The sequence below is a fragment of the Actinoplanes sp. KI2 genome (assembly GCF_025630775.1).
GTDB lineage: Bacteria > Actinomycetota > Actinomycetes > Mycobacteriales > Micromonosporaceae > Actinoplanes.
Genome location: NZ_JAOSZE010000001.1, coordinates 19,395 through 35,349, shown reverse-complemented (window position 1 = coordinate 35,349; position 15,955 = coordinate 19,395). Strand labels below are relative to the sequence as shown.

Sequence of the window (15,955 nt, the reverse complement as noted above, 5' to 3'; positions counted from 1 at the left end):
TGGACGAGTCTTGGGACAACCTGTGGACATCCGGCCCCAGCCTGTGGGCGGCCCTGTGTACAGCTTGTGCACAACTTTTCCGGGTGCCATGTCCTGGCCCATATTCAGCAGGAAATACGTCGTCAACAGCTTGTGGGGGAGAAAAAGCTGCCGCGCGTGAGCAAGCCATCGCCCGGAGGCGTTGCGGTTCGGACGCTTGCACGTCACGCTTTCTGGGTGGACCAACGGGAATGGGACTACGGTGCCCGCATGCCGCGCGATCGTCGCGCTGCGCAACCGTGGCCTTCCCAGAGTCCGGAGCGTACCGATTTCGCCGAGCCCGAGCCGAAATGGCAGTCGTTGACCGACACGGGCAGCATGGAGCCCAGCCCCGAGGCGCTCGCCTGGCAGCGCCGCGCCGACGCATGGGCGCAGCAGCCCGAGCCCGACGGGCAGGCGATCGAGCCGACCAACCGCTGGTCCGACGTGGCCTCGACCGGCCGCACCACGTTCCCGGCCGACGGCATGGGCTGGCGCACCGAGACGGCCGAGTGGCGGGCCACCGGCGCCCGCTGGCGGCAGACCACCGAGTGGCGCTCCACCACCGGCTCGCACGGCTGGCGCTCCACCACCGAGGCCTGGCAGACCGGCGGCGCCGACGGGCACAACCCGCCCGCCGAGACGCCCACCTCGCAGCCGGCGATCTCCAGCACCGCGTGGTCCGCCGACCCGCCCGCCGAGGAGACGCGCCCGGCGTGGCAGCAGTTCACCAGCCAGGCGCGCCCGTGGGAGCAGCCACAGCAGTCCACGCCCAGCTGGCAGCAGCCCGCGCCGCGTACTCCGGCGGAAAGTTCCCCGTCCTGGCAGCAGTTGGTCGGTGGCGGTTCGTCCGATCAGTCGCGCGGTTCGGCCGATCGGCCGTCCTGGCAGCGCGACGCCATCGACGGCACCGCGACCTGGAACGATTCGGGCGCCGCCAGCTCCACCAAAGACCCCAACTCGATGTCCAGCTGGCTGCGCATGGACGACCCGGCCGAGACGCCGAGCTGGCAGACCCCGCGCGACGACGGCCGTCATCTCGTACGCGAGGACGACCGCGCCGCTTGGCGCCGCGGCGCCGAACTGGGTGCCGAGTCGCCTCCGATCGGCCGCCGCCGGGCTCCCGAGGGCGGTACGGGTTGGGACGCCGGTTCCGACTCCGACAACTGGGCCGGGCACACCGACACGGGCAACATCCAGCTCTACCCCGACCCAGCCACGCCGAGCACGCCAAGCTGGGCCGCCGCCGACCCCACGACCCGCCCGGAGTCCCACACCGGCCGCCGTGCGCTCTCGGGCGGCTCCTACGAGGGCGCCGGCGCCCCCTACGACGACCCGACGCGCCGGTCCGGTTATGACGACCCGGTCCGCCGGTCCGGTTATGACGACCCGGCCCGCCGGTCCGGTTATGACGACCCGGCCGGCCGGTCCGGTTATGACGACCCGGCGCGGCGGTCCGCCTACGACGATCCGGCCCGCAAGTCCCCCTACGGCGAGCCCACCCGGCGCAGCCGGCACGCGGACCCCGGAACGGCGCCGACCGCCCGCCCGGCCGGCGGCGCCGCCTCGGTCCCGATGCCGCTCGGCTACGACACCCGCCCCGGTGGCAGCCACGCGGGCGAGCCCGCGCCCGGCCCACGCCGGGGCCGCTACGCCGACGACGCCCCGCCGGTCGAGATCCCGCGCGGCTACGCCGGTGACACCCCCTCCGGCTCCGGTGTCGGCCGCGGCACCGCCGAGCCACCGTCCACGTCCCCGACCAGCAGTTACGGCCGGGGAGCGGCCGGCTACCCGGGCGACCCGCAGCCCACCGGCGGCTTCGGTCGCGGATCAGCACCCATCGAGCCCCCGCCCGCCGCCCCGACCAGCAGCTTCGGCCGCGGCACCGGCCTGGCCGAACCACCCTCCGCCGCCCCCACCACCGGCTTCGGCCGCCGCGCCGCCCCGGCCTATCCGGCCGACCAGCCGCCCGCCGGCGGTCGCCGCCGGAACCTCGCCGACGAGGAGCCCGGCCGCCAGCCCGCCGACGGCGGCGCCCGCGGCATGCCCGGCGGCCGTCCGTCCCGCGCGGAGCAGCGGCCGGCCCCGCCCGCGCGCGGCGGCAAGGCTCGGTACAACGAGACGCACAGCGACGACTGGCGCGAGCAGACCGGCTCCTGGGTCGCCGAGCCCGACACCAGCAGCTGGGTCCGTGACCCCGACACCGGCCAGTGGAGCCGCTCCGAGGACGACCCGCGCGTGCTCGCCTGGCGGGAAGAGGCGGCGCGCCGCGAGGCAATGAGCGACGGCAAGCCCGTGCGCCGTGAGTTGCCCGCCGCCCCGGCCAAGCCAGAACCACCCGCCGACGACTGGCGTACCCGGCGCGACGACCCCGGCGCGGCCAGTTCCCCGCGCAGCGCGATGCCCGCCGCGCCCCGCAGCGGCATGCCGTCGAGCGCTCCCCGCAGCGCCACGCCGTACGGCGCCCCGCCCGACGACGAGCCGACCTACCCGAGCGCGGCCGGCAGCAGTGCCCCGTACGGCACACCGCGTCGCGAGCTGCCCAGTGGCCGCCGCCCGGACGACACCGGCTTCGGCACCGCCCCGGCCAGCGGCCCCTCGTACGGCAGCCCGCGCCGGGAGCTTCCGAGCGGCCGCCGCCCGGACGACACCGGCTTCGGCACCGCCCCGGCCAGCGGCCCGTCCTACGGCGGTGGCCGCACCTACGGCAGTCCAGCGAGCAGTGGCCCGGTCTACGGCAGCGCGCGCCGGGAACTGCCCAGCGGCCGCGACGACGGACCGGGCAACGCTCCGCGCAGCGGTCTGCCCTACGGCGATGCCCCGGCGGGCGGCTCGACCTACGGCGGCTCCGCCGACTACCGATCCGGCGGCCGTCGCCGCGATGACGACGACGAGCCACCCACCGGCGGCGGTCGCCGCTCCGCCGGCTACGACGAGCCGCTGAGCCCGGAGGCTTGGCGCCGTACCCCCGATGCCGGCCCGTCATGGCAGAGCCGCGCCCTGGGCACCGCCGCCGAGACCCCGTCGTGGTCAAGCGCCGGCCCGGCCCAGCGGCCTGCCGACGACTGGCGCCGCGACCTCGCCGAGTCGCCCGGCCAGCGACCCGTCGCCGACGACTGGCGCCAAGACCTCGGTGACGCCGGCCGGCGTCCCGCGGCCGACGACTGGCGTGCCGATTTCGCCGAGCCCGGCCGCCGTCCGGCCGCCGACGACTGGCGTCGTGAGTTCGCCGAGCCGGCCGAAAGCGGCCGCGGCTCGGCCCCCTACCGGGAGGGCGGCGGCGACGACTGGCGCCGAGACCTCTCGCCGGATGGCGGTAATCTCGCCGAGGGTGAGTCCCGGCGCTACGGCACCTCGGATTACGTGCCCTTTCGGTCCGGCGGGGCCGCAGCGGTCCCGCGATCCTCGAACCTATCGATGACCTCCACCTCGCTGATCTCGCCGGTGCCGCGCGAGCAGCGAGATTTCCGCGATCCGATGGTGCGCCCGCAGCGCGCCGGCAACGGGTTCCAGCAGAGTCAGACCGGTTCCTACGAGCGTCGCCCGGTCACCGGCGGCTTCCCCATGAGCCGGAGGAGCGACCTGCTCGATCCGGACGACGAGGAGGGTGATCAGGACTCGGGCGGCCCACTCGCCGCGATCGGTTACACCGTCATCTGGTACGGAGTTCCGCTCGTCCTGTTCGTCGTTTACATGCTGGTGGTCGACACCGGCTCGCAGACGCACGCCCTCGGCACCCTCGCCAAGGCGGCCCCGCAGTTCCTGATCTCGCTGGTGCTGAGCGTCGTGGTCGCCCTGGGCCTGCGCAAGTTCAGCAGCTCCTGGAAGGCGATCAGCGTCGGCCTCGCCGCCGCGGTGGTCGGCGGCGGACTGGCCACTGTGATCAGTTCCGCGATCACCGGCAACAGCCTCAGCTGAGCCGACCAGCTCGCTTCGGAAGGCCCCCAAAAGCGAAGAGGCCCCGTGTCCGCGGAAAGCGCGAACACGGGGCCTCGACTCTGAACCGAAACTACTTGGCGGCTACCACGTTCACCGGGAACGTCGCGGTCACCTCGGGGTGCAGCTTGACCTGGACGTTGTACGCGCCCGTGGTCTTGATGTGGCCCGGCAGCTCGAGCCGGCGACGGTCGAGCGACGGACCGCCGGCGGCCTTGACCGCGTCGACGACCTCGGCCGGCGTGATCGAGCCGAACAGGCGGCCGCCGTTGCCGGAACGCGCCGACAGCGTGACCTTGAGGCCGGCCAGCTGCGCCTTGACCTCGTTGGCCTGGCCCAGGTCGCGGATCTCGCGAGCCTCGCGGGCCCGCTTGATGACGACGACCTGCTTCTCGGCGCCCTTGCTCCACTGGATCGCGAAGCCCTGCGGCAGCAGGTAGTTACGGCCGTAGCCGTCCTTGACCTCGACGATGTCGCCGGGGGTGCCGAGACCCGACACCTCCTGAGTGAGGATGATCTTCATGTCGCGGATCCCCCTCAGCGCGCCGTCGCCGTGTACGGCAGGAGCGCCATCTCGCGGGCGTTCTTGACCGCGCGGGCGATCTGCCGCTGCTGCTGAGAGGTCACCCCGGTCACCCGGCGAGCGCGGATCTTGCCGCGGTCGGAGATGAACTTCCGCAGCAGGGCGGTGTCCTTGTAGTCGATGTAGGTGATCCCGTCCTTGTCGAGCGGGTTCACCTTCTTCTTCGGCTTGCGAAGTGCCGCAGCCTTAGCCATTGCTCTTACTCCTGAACTCTTTTGACAGCCCGACAGGGCTAGAAGGGAGGCTCGTCGTCGAACGAGGAGCCGGTGCCGCCGCCGGAGCGGCCGCCCTGGGCCGGAGCCGCCGTCGCCCACGGGTCGTCGAAGTTGCCTCCGCCGCCACCGCTGGGCTGCCGACTGCCGCTACCACCGCCGTTGGAGGCGCCGAAGCCGCCACCGCCGGCACCACCGCCGGAGCGGCTCATCCGCTGCACCTTCGCCGTTGCGTACCGCAGCGACGGGCCGATCTCGTCGACCTCGAGCTCGTAGACGGTGCGCTTCTCTCCCTCGCGGGTCTCGTAGGACCGCTGGCGCAGCCGACCCTGCACGATCACCCGAGCGCCGCGCTGCAGCGACTCGGCGACGTGCTCGGCGGCGTCACGCCAGATGTTGCACGCAAGGAACAGTGGCTCGCCGTCTTTCCACTCGCCCGACTGCCGGTCCAGAGTGCGCGGCGTGGACGCGATGCGGAACTTGGCAACCGCCGCACCCGACGGGGTGAAGCGCAGCTCGGGATCGTCGGTGAGGTTACCGACGACCGTGATAACGGTTTCTCCTGCCATGATCTACTCCTCGCCGCTGTTCTCGTTCGTTGGAGGGTCGCAGAACCCCCTGACAAAAACGAGGGATCAGCGGGTCTCGGGCCGGATGACCTTGGTACGCAGGATGGACTCGTTGAGCCGCAGCTGACGGTCCAACTCGGCGACGGCCTCGGGGGTCGCCTGAAGGTCGACGACGGCGTAGATGCCCTCGGCCTTCTTGTTGATCTCGAACGAGAGCCGGCGACGGCCCCACACATCGAGCTTCTCCACCGAGCCACCCGCGGTCCTGATCACGTTCAGGTACTGGTCGAGCGACGGGGCGACGGTGCGCTCCTCGAGCGACGGATCGAGGATCACCATGAGTTCGTAATGACGCAAGACGTTCTCACCTCCTGTGGGCTGAACGGCCACGGTCTCTCCGTGGCAGGAGGTCTTGTGTCGATCGCAGAGAAAAACCGTGGGTGGATGCCCACGGCGGTCACACTGCGAACCGAGCAAGCATACCCACGGGTCTCGACCTGCCCAAATCCGGGCGAGTACACGAAAGAGGACCCCGTCGGTGGACGAGGTCCTCTTTCGTTCGGGAGCCGCGGGGCGTCCGTTCCGCTTTCGCTGGGTGGGACCTGGGGAGGAACGACCACACCGATGAGGTTGGACGCGGCCGCCCCGCGGAGCTTGTTGACAACTAGCTTACGCCACTTATGCCCGATTTGCACGCTGCGACACGATCGCCCGAATTGCCGCCGCGCCTACCCCCATCACGAAGACCACCGCCGTCAGCGCCAACGGCCCGACCGGCCCTCGCTCCGGGATCGACGCCACCGCAGCCACCTGCTCCGCGACCTCGGCGGTTGCCGGCGCCGGTGCCGCGGGCGCGGGTTTGCGCATGGCCGAGTTCAAACCCAGCTTGCGTACGCCGGGGGCCAGCTCCTTACGCTCGCCGGACGGCACACCGGCGACCACCCGGACCTGGTCGCCGGGCGTACCGGATGCGCTGACCCGAACCTGGCCGACGCCGCCATCGCGCGGCATGCCCGGGCCGGCGGACGCCACCTGGGTCACGGCCGAACCGCGCAACGTCCCCGGCGCGTGCACCCTCGGCCGGCTCGTCGATGCCGGCCGCCGGTGCCGCGCCACCCTCGACGCCGAATGCGTCCGGGTGCCGCCCGACGCGGAACCGGGTGGCGAGCTCGTGACGGCTATCACGGACGCGCTCGAACCGCCTGCGGAGGGCACCGGCGTCGAGTCGGGCAGCTGAGCCGGAGCAGACGCCGACGGGGTCGCCGTGATCAGCACCGGCGTCGCCTCGTCGTCGAGGGTGCAGGTCGGCTTGAGCAGCACCGAGGTCGTGCCCCGGCGGAAGACCACCTCGGTCGCCGAGTCGTCCGGCACGACTCCCTTGCGCGCGCCACCGACCCGTAGCTGCGCGCTGTGCCCGGTCTTGTTGATCAGCCACACCGGGCTGCCGGCGGGCACGGTCATGCGCTCGATGTCCGGCCGCGAGCGGCAGGAAGGTCCCGGCGCACCGCCGGAGAAGGTCGCCTGCCGGGCGGCGTCTCGCGACGGGCTCGTCTGTTCGGCACTCGCCACGCCGGTAGCGAGCATCGGTGCGCCGAATACCAGGCCGCCGAACACGTACGCCGTGATCCGGTAGCGGAACCGCCGCGACATCCACCATCTCCCAGTCCGTGAACGAGTCTCGATCTGAGCTAACGAGGTCCGCCGGGGCACGGTGACGCGCGGGGAAAGCGTCAGACCCCCGTCGTAGGCTCTTCCCATGCGCATCGGAGCTCATGTCGATCCCGCCGACCCCCTGGACGCGGCACGTGCGCGCGGGGCCGAGGCCGTGCAGTTCTTCCTGACCGATCCGCAGGGTTACAAATCGCCCAAACCGCGAGAAGATGCTGCCGCCCTGCGCGAGTCCGAGGTGGATATCTACATCCACGCGCCGTACATCGTGAATGTCGCCTCGCCGAACAACCGCATCCGCATCCCCAGCCGCAAGCTTCTGATGGCGCACGCCCGGGCCGCGGCCGAGTTGGGCGCGAAAGGCCTGATCGTGCACGGCGGCCACGTGGGCAAGGACGCCGACCTGGCGGCCGGCTTCGAGAATTGGCGCAAGGCGTTCGAGTACGCCGAGTCCGACGGCGGTCTGCCGCTGCCGATCCTGATCGAGAACACCGCCGGGGGCGACAACGCCTGCGCCCGGCGCTTCGACGATCTGGCCCGGCTGTGGGACGCCGTGGGCGGCTTCGGCGCCGGCTTCTGCCTCGACACGTGTCACGCTTTCGCGGGCGGCGAAGACCTGGTCGGCATCGTCGACCGGGTCAAGGCGATCACCGGCCGGATCGACCTGATCCACGCCAACGACTCGAAGGGTGGTTTCGACTCGGGTCAGGACAGGCACGACAATCTGGGAAATGGCAAGATCGACCCGGAGTTGGTAGTGGCCGCGATCCGGGCGGCCGGCGCTCCGGCCGTCGTCGAGACGCCCGGCGGCGTCGAGGGCCAGACCGCCGACATCGCACTCCTGCGTGAGCGGGCGGGCCGCTGACGGCTCGGGCCGAGCCAGCCGGTATTGGGGAGAGGACCATGACCACCGACCAGCCGCAGGAGCAGCCGGCCACCACGCCGCCGCCCCGCGCCCCGGCGGCCGAGACCTTGCGCCCCGCCGCGCCGGTTCCCGCCCAACGCCCCGGCAAGCCCCAACCCTCTCCCGCGCCGACTCCCACGCCCAGCAAGCCCACACCGCCCCGCCCGGCCGCCGCGCCGGTTCCGGCCACCGGCGAGCCCACACCTCGCCGCCCGGCTGCCGCGCCGGTTCCCACCCAGCGCCCCGGCGAGCCGGCACCCGCCGCCACGCGCCCCGGTTCGGCTGCTCCACCGCCCGGAGCGGCCGCCGCGCCGCCCAAAGCGCCCGGCGCGCCACCCACACCGGCCGAGGCACCTCGCCCTCCGGCCGGCGCACCCGCGAATCCCCCCGCCACGGCCTCCACCCCTGCTGACAAGCTCGCGAAACCCGCCGCCGGCCCGTCCGCCACCCTGGCCGACCCGCCCGCCAATCCGACCGCCGGGCCGTCCGCCACCCCAGCCGACACATCCACCAAGTCCACCGCCGAGCCCTCCGCCACCCCGGCCGACACATCCACCAAGCCCTCCGCCACCCCTGCTGAGGCATCCCCGAGCCCCGCCGGTGCCGCCCCCGATCCGGCAGGCGCATCCGCCCAGCCGGCTGCGGCGCCGCCGATGAGTGAGGCGGCCCGGGCCGCGCGCCTGACGGTCGCGCTGGAGGATGAGGCCGGGGCCGCTCCCGCCGACTCGGGCTGGCGGCGATTCCTTCGCGTCACCGGTCGACGACGGTCCGCCGTTCCCGCCCGCGAGCTCGTCGGCGTCGGCGTCGCCGTGCCCCGCCCGCCCGATACATCCGTTTCCGCGCCAGGTGCGCTCGATACGCCCGCCGATTCCTCGGAGGCCACGCCGAGCGTCCGCCTCAAGGAGCCGTTGCCGAGCGAGCGTCCCGCCAACGCTCCGCCCGACCCTTGGACGGCCTTCGCGACCACCAAGGACCGCCAGCCGGGCCGCATCCGCCGGGCCATCCGGGCCGTCGGCCGCGCCCTGATCCACGAGTACGCCGTGGTCACCTACATCGCGGTCGCCCTCGCCGTGGCGATGACCTGGCCGACCCTGCAGTACCCGCTGCACACCCTGCCGCAGGACCTCGGCGACCCGGCCCGCCAGGCGTGGCAGGTCGCCTGGAGCGGGCACATCCTGCTCACCGACCCGGTCAAGCTGTGGCAGGCGAACGCGTTCTTCCCCCAACCGAACAGCTTCGCGTTCGGCGACAGTCTGCTCGGCTATGCCCCGGCCGGCATGCTCGGCCACGGTCCGCTCGCCGCCGCGCTGCGCTACAACATTCTGTTCGTGCTGGCCCACGCGCTGCTGCTGATCGGCGCCTACGCCCTGGTCCGCCAGCTCGGCGCGGGCCGCACCGGCGCCGCCGTGGCCGCGGTCGCCTTCGCGTACGCGCCGTGGCGCCTCGCCCAGGAGGGCCACCTCGACATCATCTCGGCCGGCGGCATCCCGCTCGCGCTGGCCATGCTCGCCCGCGGGCACGGCTGGTCGATGCGGCGCGGCTACCGGCGTACCCACCGCAGCGTCGCCTGGGCCGCGGCCGGCTGGCTGGTCGCAGCCTGGCAGATCAGCCTCGGGTTCTCGCTGGGCCTGCCGTTCCTCGGCGTGCTCGCGCTCATCCTGCTCGTGCTGCTGATCCGGGTGCCGATCCGATGGCTGCGCCGGCCCTTCGAGCGGCCGGTGCTCGGCTGGCGACTGCTGGCCGCCGACACGATCGGTCCGCTGGTCGTGGCATGTGTGGCCGCCTTGACCGCCATTCCGTACTTTCGCGGCGGCGACACCAGCACCGCCACCGCCGAGATCAAGTTCTTCTCGCCGCCGTTGCGCAGCCTGCTGATCGGCCCGGCCGAGTCACGGCTGTGGGGCGGTGCGCACCAGGTGCCCCGCTCGTCGCTGAGCTGGCCGGCCGAGATGTCGCTGCTGCCGGGCTTCGTGCTGTACGCCCTGGCGCTGGCCGGTCTGGCCTTCTCCATCTGGACACTGTGGCAGCGCCTGCTGCTGCTGGCCGGCCTGGCCGTCACGACCATCCTGACCCTGGGGACGAACTTCTTCGACGGTCGTTGGACCTACCTGCCACTCTTCGGTCACCTGCCGGCCTCGGTCGGTGTCCGCATCCCCGGGCGCCTGATGGTCTGGACGACCCTGTTGCTGGCAATCCTCGCGGCCGGCGCGGTGGCCGAGTTCGTCCGGCGGGCCGAGAACTGGGCCGAGCAGCGCGTCCCGCCGTGGCCCAGCCCGTGGCTACGGCTGGCGACACTGATCCCGCTCGCCCTGGTGCTCCTCGAGGGCTGGCCGTCGACGGCGCACCCGGTGGTCCCGGCCCAGCCGGCCGCCATGCGGACGGTGACCGGCCCGATGCTGGTGCTGCCGACCGCCGAGCTCACCGACCAGATGATCATGTTCTGGTCGACGACCCGCTTCCAGCAGATCGCCAACGGCTCGGGCGGTCCGGCGAGCGCTCACCAGGCCGAGATGCGCAAGAACGTCGTCACCTTCCCCGACGCCGCCAGCATCCAATACCTCAAGTCCCAGGGGATCAATACGGTCGTCCTGCTCCGGAAATACGTGGCCGGCACCCCTTGGGAACGCTCCGGCGACGTCCCGGTCGACGCGCTCGGCATCAGTCGCGAAGACCTCGACGACGCCGTCCTGTTCCGCCTCAACCAGCCGCCGACAACCACCCAACCTGGCACCGGCACCCAGCCCGGCACCGGAGTCCAGCCGGGCACGGGCACCCAGCCCGGTGAGGGCCCCGGCGTACTGCCCGGCACGACCACCCAGCCCGGCATAGGCACCACCACCCAACCGGGCGTGGGAACGACGACCCAACCGGGCGTGGGCACGACCACCCCGCCGGGTGGCCTGTTCCCGATCCAGGGCAACCAACCCGGCAACCTCCCACCCGGTGGCCCGCCCGGCGCGGTCTAGCCGCCATCAACTGACCGTCACCCACCCACGACCTTCGTCCCGGACCGCGGGTCGACCCCACACCCGTCGCCCAGGCGCCGCTGTCACCCCGTCGCCGCAGGCGTCGCTGTCACCGTCACCGCAGGCGCCGCTGTCACCGGCACCGCAGGTCCCGCTGTCACCGTCACCGCAGGGGCCGCTGTCACCGTCACCGCGGTCACCGCAGCCCCCGTCGCAGCGGTCACGGCGGCCGCCCTGCCGTCGCCGCCGCGGGCGCCCTGTCTCCCGCCTCGCCCCGTCGTCCGTCGCCCTGGCGTCGCCGTTGTCGCGGTGGCCCTGTCGTCGTCATCGCCCGCAGGCGTCCCCGCCCGCCGCAGGGCTGTCCCGGCCGCTGGGCGTAGCCGGCGGCACGGCCGCTCCCGCCGCACGGCCGCTCCCGCCGCACGGCCGCTCCCGCCGCACGGCCGCTCCCGCCGCTGGGCCGCTCCCGCCGCTGGGCGCGCCGCCGCTGGGGCGTCCCCGCCGCAAGGTGCCCCGCCGCAACCTGCCCCCGCCGCCCGGTCGCCGGAATCGCCGCGGGTGCGCCCTGGCGTCGCCGATGTCGACGGGTGTTCGCAAGGTGACGCCCGGGCGGCCGTGAGGCGGCCCGGGCGTCGTTGGCGTCGGGTGTCAGCCGGCCAGGGCGGCGGGCTCGGGGGTGGGTGGCGGCTCGGGTGCCTCGGCCGGCTTGCTGCGGTTGTGGACGAAGGATCGCCGGAAGGTCTCGATCCAGCCGGCGTCGGGCCGGTTGAGGTGGCCGCCGTCCGGATCGTCGGAGTAGGTCTGCCGGACCGCGTCGAGCTCGGGTCGCCAGATCTCGCGGATCACGAGGCCGCACAGCACGGCGACGGTGATGATGCGCAGCGTCGCGGCCAGCACGAACGTGCCCTCGGGGATGACCGGCTTGCCGCCGGCGCCGAGCAGTTCGGCGTAGAACGCGGTGAAGTAGCCGAACTCGGCGACCGTCCAGGCGAGGATCGCACCCCAGCGCGGCCGGGCAAGGACGATCAGCGGGAGCAGCCACAGCACGTACTGCTGCGACCAGACCTTGCTGAACAGCAGGAACGCCGCGACGACCAGGAAGGCCAGCTGGGCCAGGCGCGGGCGGCGGGGCGCCAGGAACGCCAGCAGCGCGATCGCGACGCAGGCGAGCCCGAACAACCCGTACGTAAGAATGTTGAGGGTGGGAATGTGGTTGCTCAGCCACTGGAACGGGCCCTGCGCAACGCCGCCGGTGTGCCACTTGCCGTCCAGGTAGCGGCCGACATACCAGAGCGTGCCCCAGTCGATCGGCCGCTCGCTGTTGAGCTGGAAGAAGCGCATCCAGCTGTCGTGGTAGAGGTACCAGACCGGGAAGTTGACCGCGATCCACGTGCCGGCGGTGGCCAGGAACGCCCAGAGCCATTTGTCGACCGTGCGCGACCGCAGGGCCAGCACGAGCAGCGGGCCGAGGATGAACAGCGGCCAGAGTTTGGCCGCCGCGCCCAGCCCGAAGAACACGCCGGCCCACGCGGGATGTCGCCGGGCCCAGAGGTACAGGCCGATCGCGGCCAGCCCGATCGCCAGGAAGTCCCAGTTGACCGTGGCGGTGAAGAAGATGATCGGGGAGAGCGCGAAGATCGCCGCGTCCCACGGCCGTCTCCGGCGCAGCGCGAGGATCACGGCCGCGGTCACCACGGCCAGCGCGGAGAGGACCAGCGCGTTCACGTTGTAGAACCACTGGCCCTGGTTGATCTCCGGGTGCTTCACCCCGTACGCGTGCACCGGCAGCCCGAGCGCGCCCATGAAGTAGCCGGTGACCACGGGGTACTCCACGGCGTGGTCCTTGTAGGGGACCTTGCCCTCGTTGAGCCCCTCGGCGTAGTACAGCGCGAGCACGTCGGTGTAGCAGAACCGGGTGTACTGGATGTTCTTCTGCCAGTCCCCGGTCTGACACGGCGACTTCTGCACCCAGGAGAACGCCAGCGTGATGCACATCAGCGCCATGATGATCCGCGCCGCCGTCCAGAACCGTCCGCGTCTCGCATCCGGTCGCACGGCGTGCCCGCCCAGCGGTCCGCCGATCGCCTCGGAGAGGCCGCGCACGAACGGATCACCGGTCGCCGCGGCGGCGGGCGCATCCTCGGGGCGGTCGATGTCCTCGGACGGTTGGGTGCTCATGACAACGCATCATGCCGCATCGGGACGCAATAGTCGGACACAACTTCCGGCGTACGTGAGAAAGCCTGATGAAACGGCACGCCGCGCCGGGACGACAACGGCCGGCGCACCCCCGCAGGGTGCACGCCGGCCGTCAGGACGCAAGGGTCAGCCGCTAACCGCCTTGGGCGGCTTGTGTCCCCGTCACGGCATTGCCGTTGATTATCCCGCCGCCGTTGCCGGGGCCGCCGTTGTTCCCGCCGCCGTTGCCGGGGCCGCCGTTGTTACCCCCGTTGTTACCCCCGTTGTTCCCGCCGTTGTTCCCGCCGTTGTTGTCGCCGGGGCAGGGCAGGCCGAGCAGGGCAGCCGCGCAGTTCTGGTCCGGCGGGGTCACGACGACCGGCTTCACGCCGTTGCCGAACTTGGTCGCGACGCCGGTGCGGATGCGCTCCGGGAAGTCCTTGTTGCTCCAGTCCTTCGCCTCCGCGGCCTGGTTGATGAACTGTCGCCAGATCTTCGACGGGACACCGGCGCCGAACATGTCCTTGAACCTGCTGCTGCTCTTCGGATCATGCAGCTCGACCTTGTTTCCCTTGCCGCCGACCCAGACGGTCACGGCCAACTGCGGGATGCCGCCGACGAACCAACAGTCACCGGATCCGGTGTGCTTGTCCTTGCCGTCGTTGAACTCCCAGGTGCCGGACTTGGCGATGCCCTCGCGGCCGCCGTCCAGGTCACGGTTGTCGACCTGCACGATCTTCGACATGACGCCCTGCAGGTTGGACATCGTGTCGGCGCGGAACACCTGCTTGCCGGCCGACTTCTCGGCGTTGAGGACCTCGACCTTGCCGTCCTCCGGGTTGACCCGTTTCACCTGGGTGACGAAGTGCGCGTCGTGGTGCACACCGTTGTTGACGATGGTGGCGACGCCCTCGGCGTGCTCCAGCGGGATCACCCGGTACTGGCCGAAAGCGACCTCGTTGTCGAAGTAGCCGTTCCGCAACCACGTCGACTTGTCGGTCGTGGTCAGGTCGACGAGTTTGCCGCTGTCGGTGTACATGTGCTTGAGCCCGGCCGCCTTGGCCGCGGCGATCACCTTGTCCCGCCCCATCGCGTCGGCGAGCCAGTAGAACGGGAAGTTGTACGACTTGATCGTCGCCGTCTCGAGGTCGCAGTCCTTGGTGTGGTTCTTGCAGATCGTGCCCGGGTCGGCGCCGGCGTTGTTGATCGCCTTGCCGTTGGGCCGCTTCAGCGTGCTGTCCCAGATGCTGTCGAAGGACAGGTCCTCCTGCAGGCCGGCCGCGAGCGTGTAGATCTTGAAGCTCGAGCCGGGGGACTGACCGCCGGTGATCCCGTCGCCGTCGCCGGACATGTAGCCGGCGTAGTCGGTGCCGGTAGGTTTGTCGCCGCCGTAGTAGCCCAGCACCCGACCGTTCGAGGGATCGATACCGATCACCGCGGCCTGATAGGTGCTCGGCAACCCGTGCATCGGCGAGGTTTCACGAGCGGCGGAGCCGGCGTCCTCGGCCGCCTTCTGCACGACCGGGTCGATCGTCGTGGTGACGGTGAGGCCGCCCTGGTTGAACTCGTCCTCGCTGACGCCCATCTTCGCGAGCTCGGCCTTGACGTGCCGCAGGATCATGCCGACCGGCTTGTCCGCGGCGCAGGTCTTGCAGGAGTTCGCGGTGGGCTTACGGACCGTCGGGTACTTCCGGGCCGCGTACTCGGCGGGGCTGATCCAGCCCATGTCCAGCATGTTCTTCATCGTGTACTCCCACCGATCCTTGGCGTCGGTGGGGTTGTAGTTCGGGTCGTAACCCCTGTGGCTCGCGGTCGGGTAGGGCTGCTTGATGATCGAGGCGAGCACCGCGGCCTCGGACGCCGAGATGGCGTTCTTCTGCCCTGCCGGCGTGGTCACCGACTTGCCGAAGTAGCCCTGCGCCGCGGCCTCGATGCCGTACCTGCCCTCACCGAGGTCGATGTAGTTCAGGTACATGCCCATGATCTGGTCTTTGTTGTACGTCGACTCGAGCTTGCGGGCGATGACCGCCTCCCGCAGCTTGCGGTTGATGCTGATCGCCTTCAGGTCGGCCGCGTGCCGCGCGTACTGCTGGGTGATCGTCGAGGCGCCCTGGGTCGCGCCGCCGGTGAAGTTGTTCCACGCGGCGCGGACGATGCCCTTCATGTCGATGCCGTGGTGGTTGTAGAAGTTCTTGTCCTCGGCGGCGGCGACTGCGTGCTCGACGACCTTGTTGATCTTCTCTTCCGGGACCACGGTGCGGTTCTGCTCGCCCATCTTGGCGAGCACCGTGCCGTCCTGATACTTGATCACGTTGGACTGGTCCTCGGTGACCGGCGGCGGCAGCGCGACGTCGTCGAAGAAGTAGGTGCCGCCGACCACGCCGGCGCCGAGCATGATGACGAGCACGGCAGCCGCCGCGGTGAGGATGTTGGTACGCCGGCGGCGCTTGGCCGCCTTGGACCTGTCCTTGCCGCCGGGACCACCGGGGGAGCCGGGAGCGGCCGGCCCCGGCCGGACCGCGGCGCGGGCCACCGAGGCCCGGCCGCCGACGGAGCCGGTTCCGGCGCTGACGGAGGCGCGGGCGCCCACCCGGGCCGAACCCGCGGCGCCGCCCACGGAGGCACTACCGGTGGCGCCGGGCGCCTGACCGACCGGAGCAACTCCCGGGCTCCCGCCCACCCGGGCAGCGCCCACCGAGGCGCTGCCGACGGAGGCACGCCCGCCGGACCCACGGCGGTACGCGTCCGGGGCGGGACGGGCCGCGCCCATAGATCTGCTGGGGTCGTCAGGCGCGGAGGCACCGGGCACGGGCACCCCGGCCCGGGCACGCGGAGACTGCGATTCGCCGTACGAAGTCATGCGGTCACACCTCGGTCACGGCCGCGTGCATCGCGAGAGCCCTGGACGGGCCCCCGCCGAC

10 protein-coding genes are annotated in these 15,955 nt (G+C 71.9%); 3 read left to right on the top strand and 7 right to left on the bottom strand.

Annotation, left to right across the window (positions count from 1 at the left end):
• Window positions 1-339 precede the first annotated feature (339 nt).
• Complete coding sequence (locus ODJ79_RS00135) at window positions 340-3,936, top strand: hypothetical protein (protein WP_263021182.1); 3,597 nt, start codon at window positions 340-342, stop codon at window positions 3,934-3,936.
• Between the two features lie 91 nt (window positions 3,937-4,027).
• On the opposite strand, the gene rplI is transcribed toward ODJ79_RS00135, so the two are convergent.
• From rplI to ODJ79_RS00110, 5 genes are all read right to left on the bottom strand, one after another.
• On the bottom strand, window positions 4,028-4,477 hold the full coding sequence (gene rplI, locus ODJ79_RS00130) for a 50S ribosomal protein L9 (protein WP_263021181.1): 450 nt from the start codon (window positions 4,475-4,477) through the stop codon (window positions 4,028-4,030).
• Window positions 4,478-4,491: 14 nt separating this feature from the next.
• On the bottom strand, window positions 4,492-4,731 hold the full coding sequence (gene rpsR / locus ODJ79_RS00125; protein WP_007073789.1) for a 30S ribosomal protein S18: 240 nt from the start codon (window positions 4,729-4,731) through the stop codon (window positions 4,492-4,494).
• 38 nt (window positions 4,732-4,769) lie between these two features.
• Window positions 4,770-5,318: a single-stranded DNA-binding protein gene (locus ODJ79_RS00120; RefSeq protein WP_263021180.1), complete on the bottom strand. Its 549-nt coding sequence runs from the start codon at window positions 5,316-5,318 to the stop codon at window positions 4,770-4,772.
• A 66-nt stretch (window positions 5,319-5,384) separates the two neighbouring features.
• Entirely contained in the window at window positions 5,385-5,675 is a 291-nt protein-coding gene (rpsF, locus tag ODJ79_RS00115) for a 30S ribosomal protein S6 (RefSeq protein ID WP_014448192.1), read from the bottom strand.
• 321 nt (window positions 5,676-5,996) lie between these two features.
• The gene (locus ODJ79_RS00110; protein WP_263021179.1) at window positions 5,997-6,968 is read right to left on the bottom strand and encodes a hypothetical protein; all 972 of its coding nucleotides are present in this window, start codon (window positions 6,966-6,968) and stop codon (window positions 5,997-5,999) included.
• Window positions 6,969-7,074: 106 nt separating this feature from the next.
• Here ODJ79_RS00110 and ODJ79_RS00105 point away from each other — a divergent pair, with 106 nt between their 5' ends.
• Window positions 7,075-7,851, top strand: a complete 777-nt coding sequence (locus ODJ79_RS00105) for a deoxyribonuclease IV (RefSeq protein WP_263021178.1) — start codon at window positions 7,075-7,077, stop codon at window positions 7,849-7,851.
• A gap of 38 nt (window positions 7,852-7,889) precedes the next feature.
• A complete protein-coding gene (locus ODJ79_RS00100; protein ID WP_263021177.1) occupies window positions 7,890-10,856 on the top strand; it encodes a hypothetical protein in 2,967 nt (988 codons plus the stop codon).
• 648 nt (window positions 10,857-11,504) lie between these two features.
• Here the strand turns inward: ODJ79_RS00100 and ODJ79_RS00095 are convergent.
• Together ODJ79_RS00095 and ODJ79_RS00090 are read right to left on the bottom strand one after the other, a co-directional pair.
• The gene (locus ODJ79_RS00095) at window positions 11,505-13,034 is read right to left on the bottom strand and encodes a glycosyltransferase family 87 protein (protein WP_263021176.1); all 1,530 of its coding nucleotides are present in this window, start codon (window positions 13,032-13,034) and stop codon (window positions 11,505-11,507) included.
• Window positions 13,035-13,188: 154 nt separating this feature from the next.
• Window positions 13,189-15,651, bottom strand: a complete 2,463-nt coding sequence (locus ODJ79_RS00090; protein WP_263021175.1) for a transglycosylase domain-containing protein — start codon at window positions 15,649-15,651, stop codon at window positions 13,189-13,191.
• Between the last annotated feature and the right edge of the window lie 304 nt (window positions 15,652-15,955).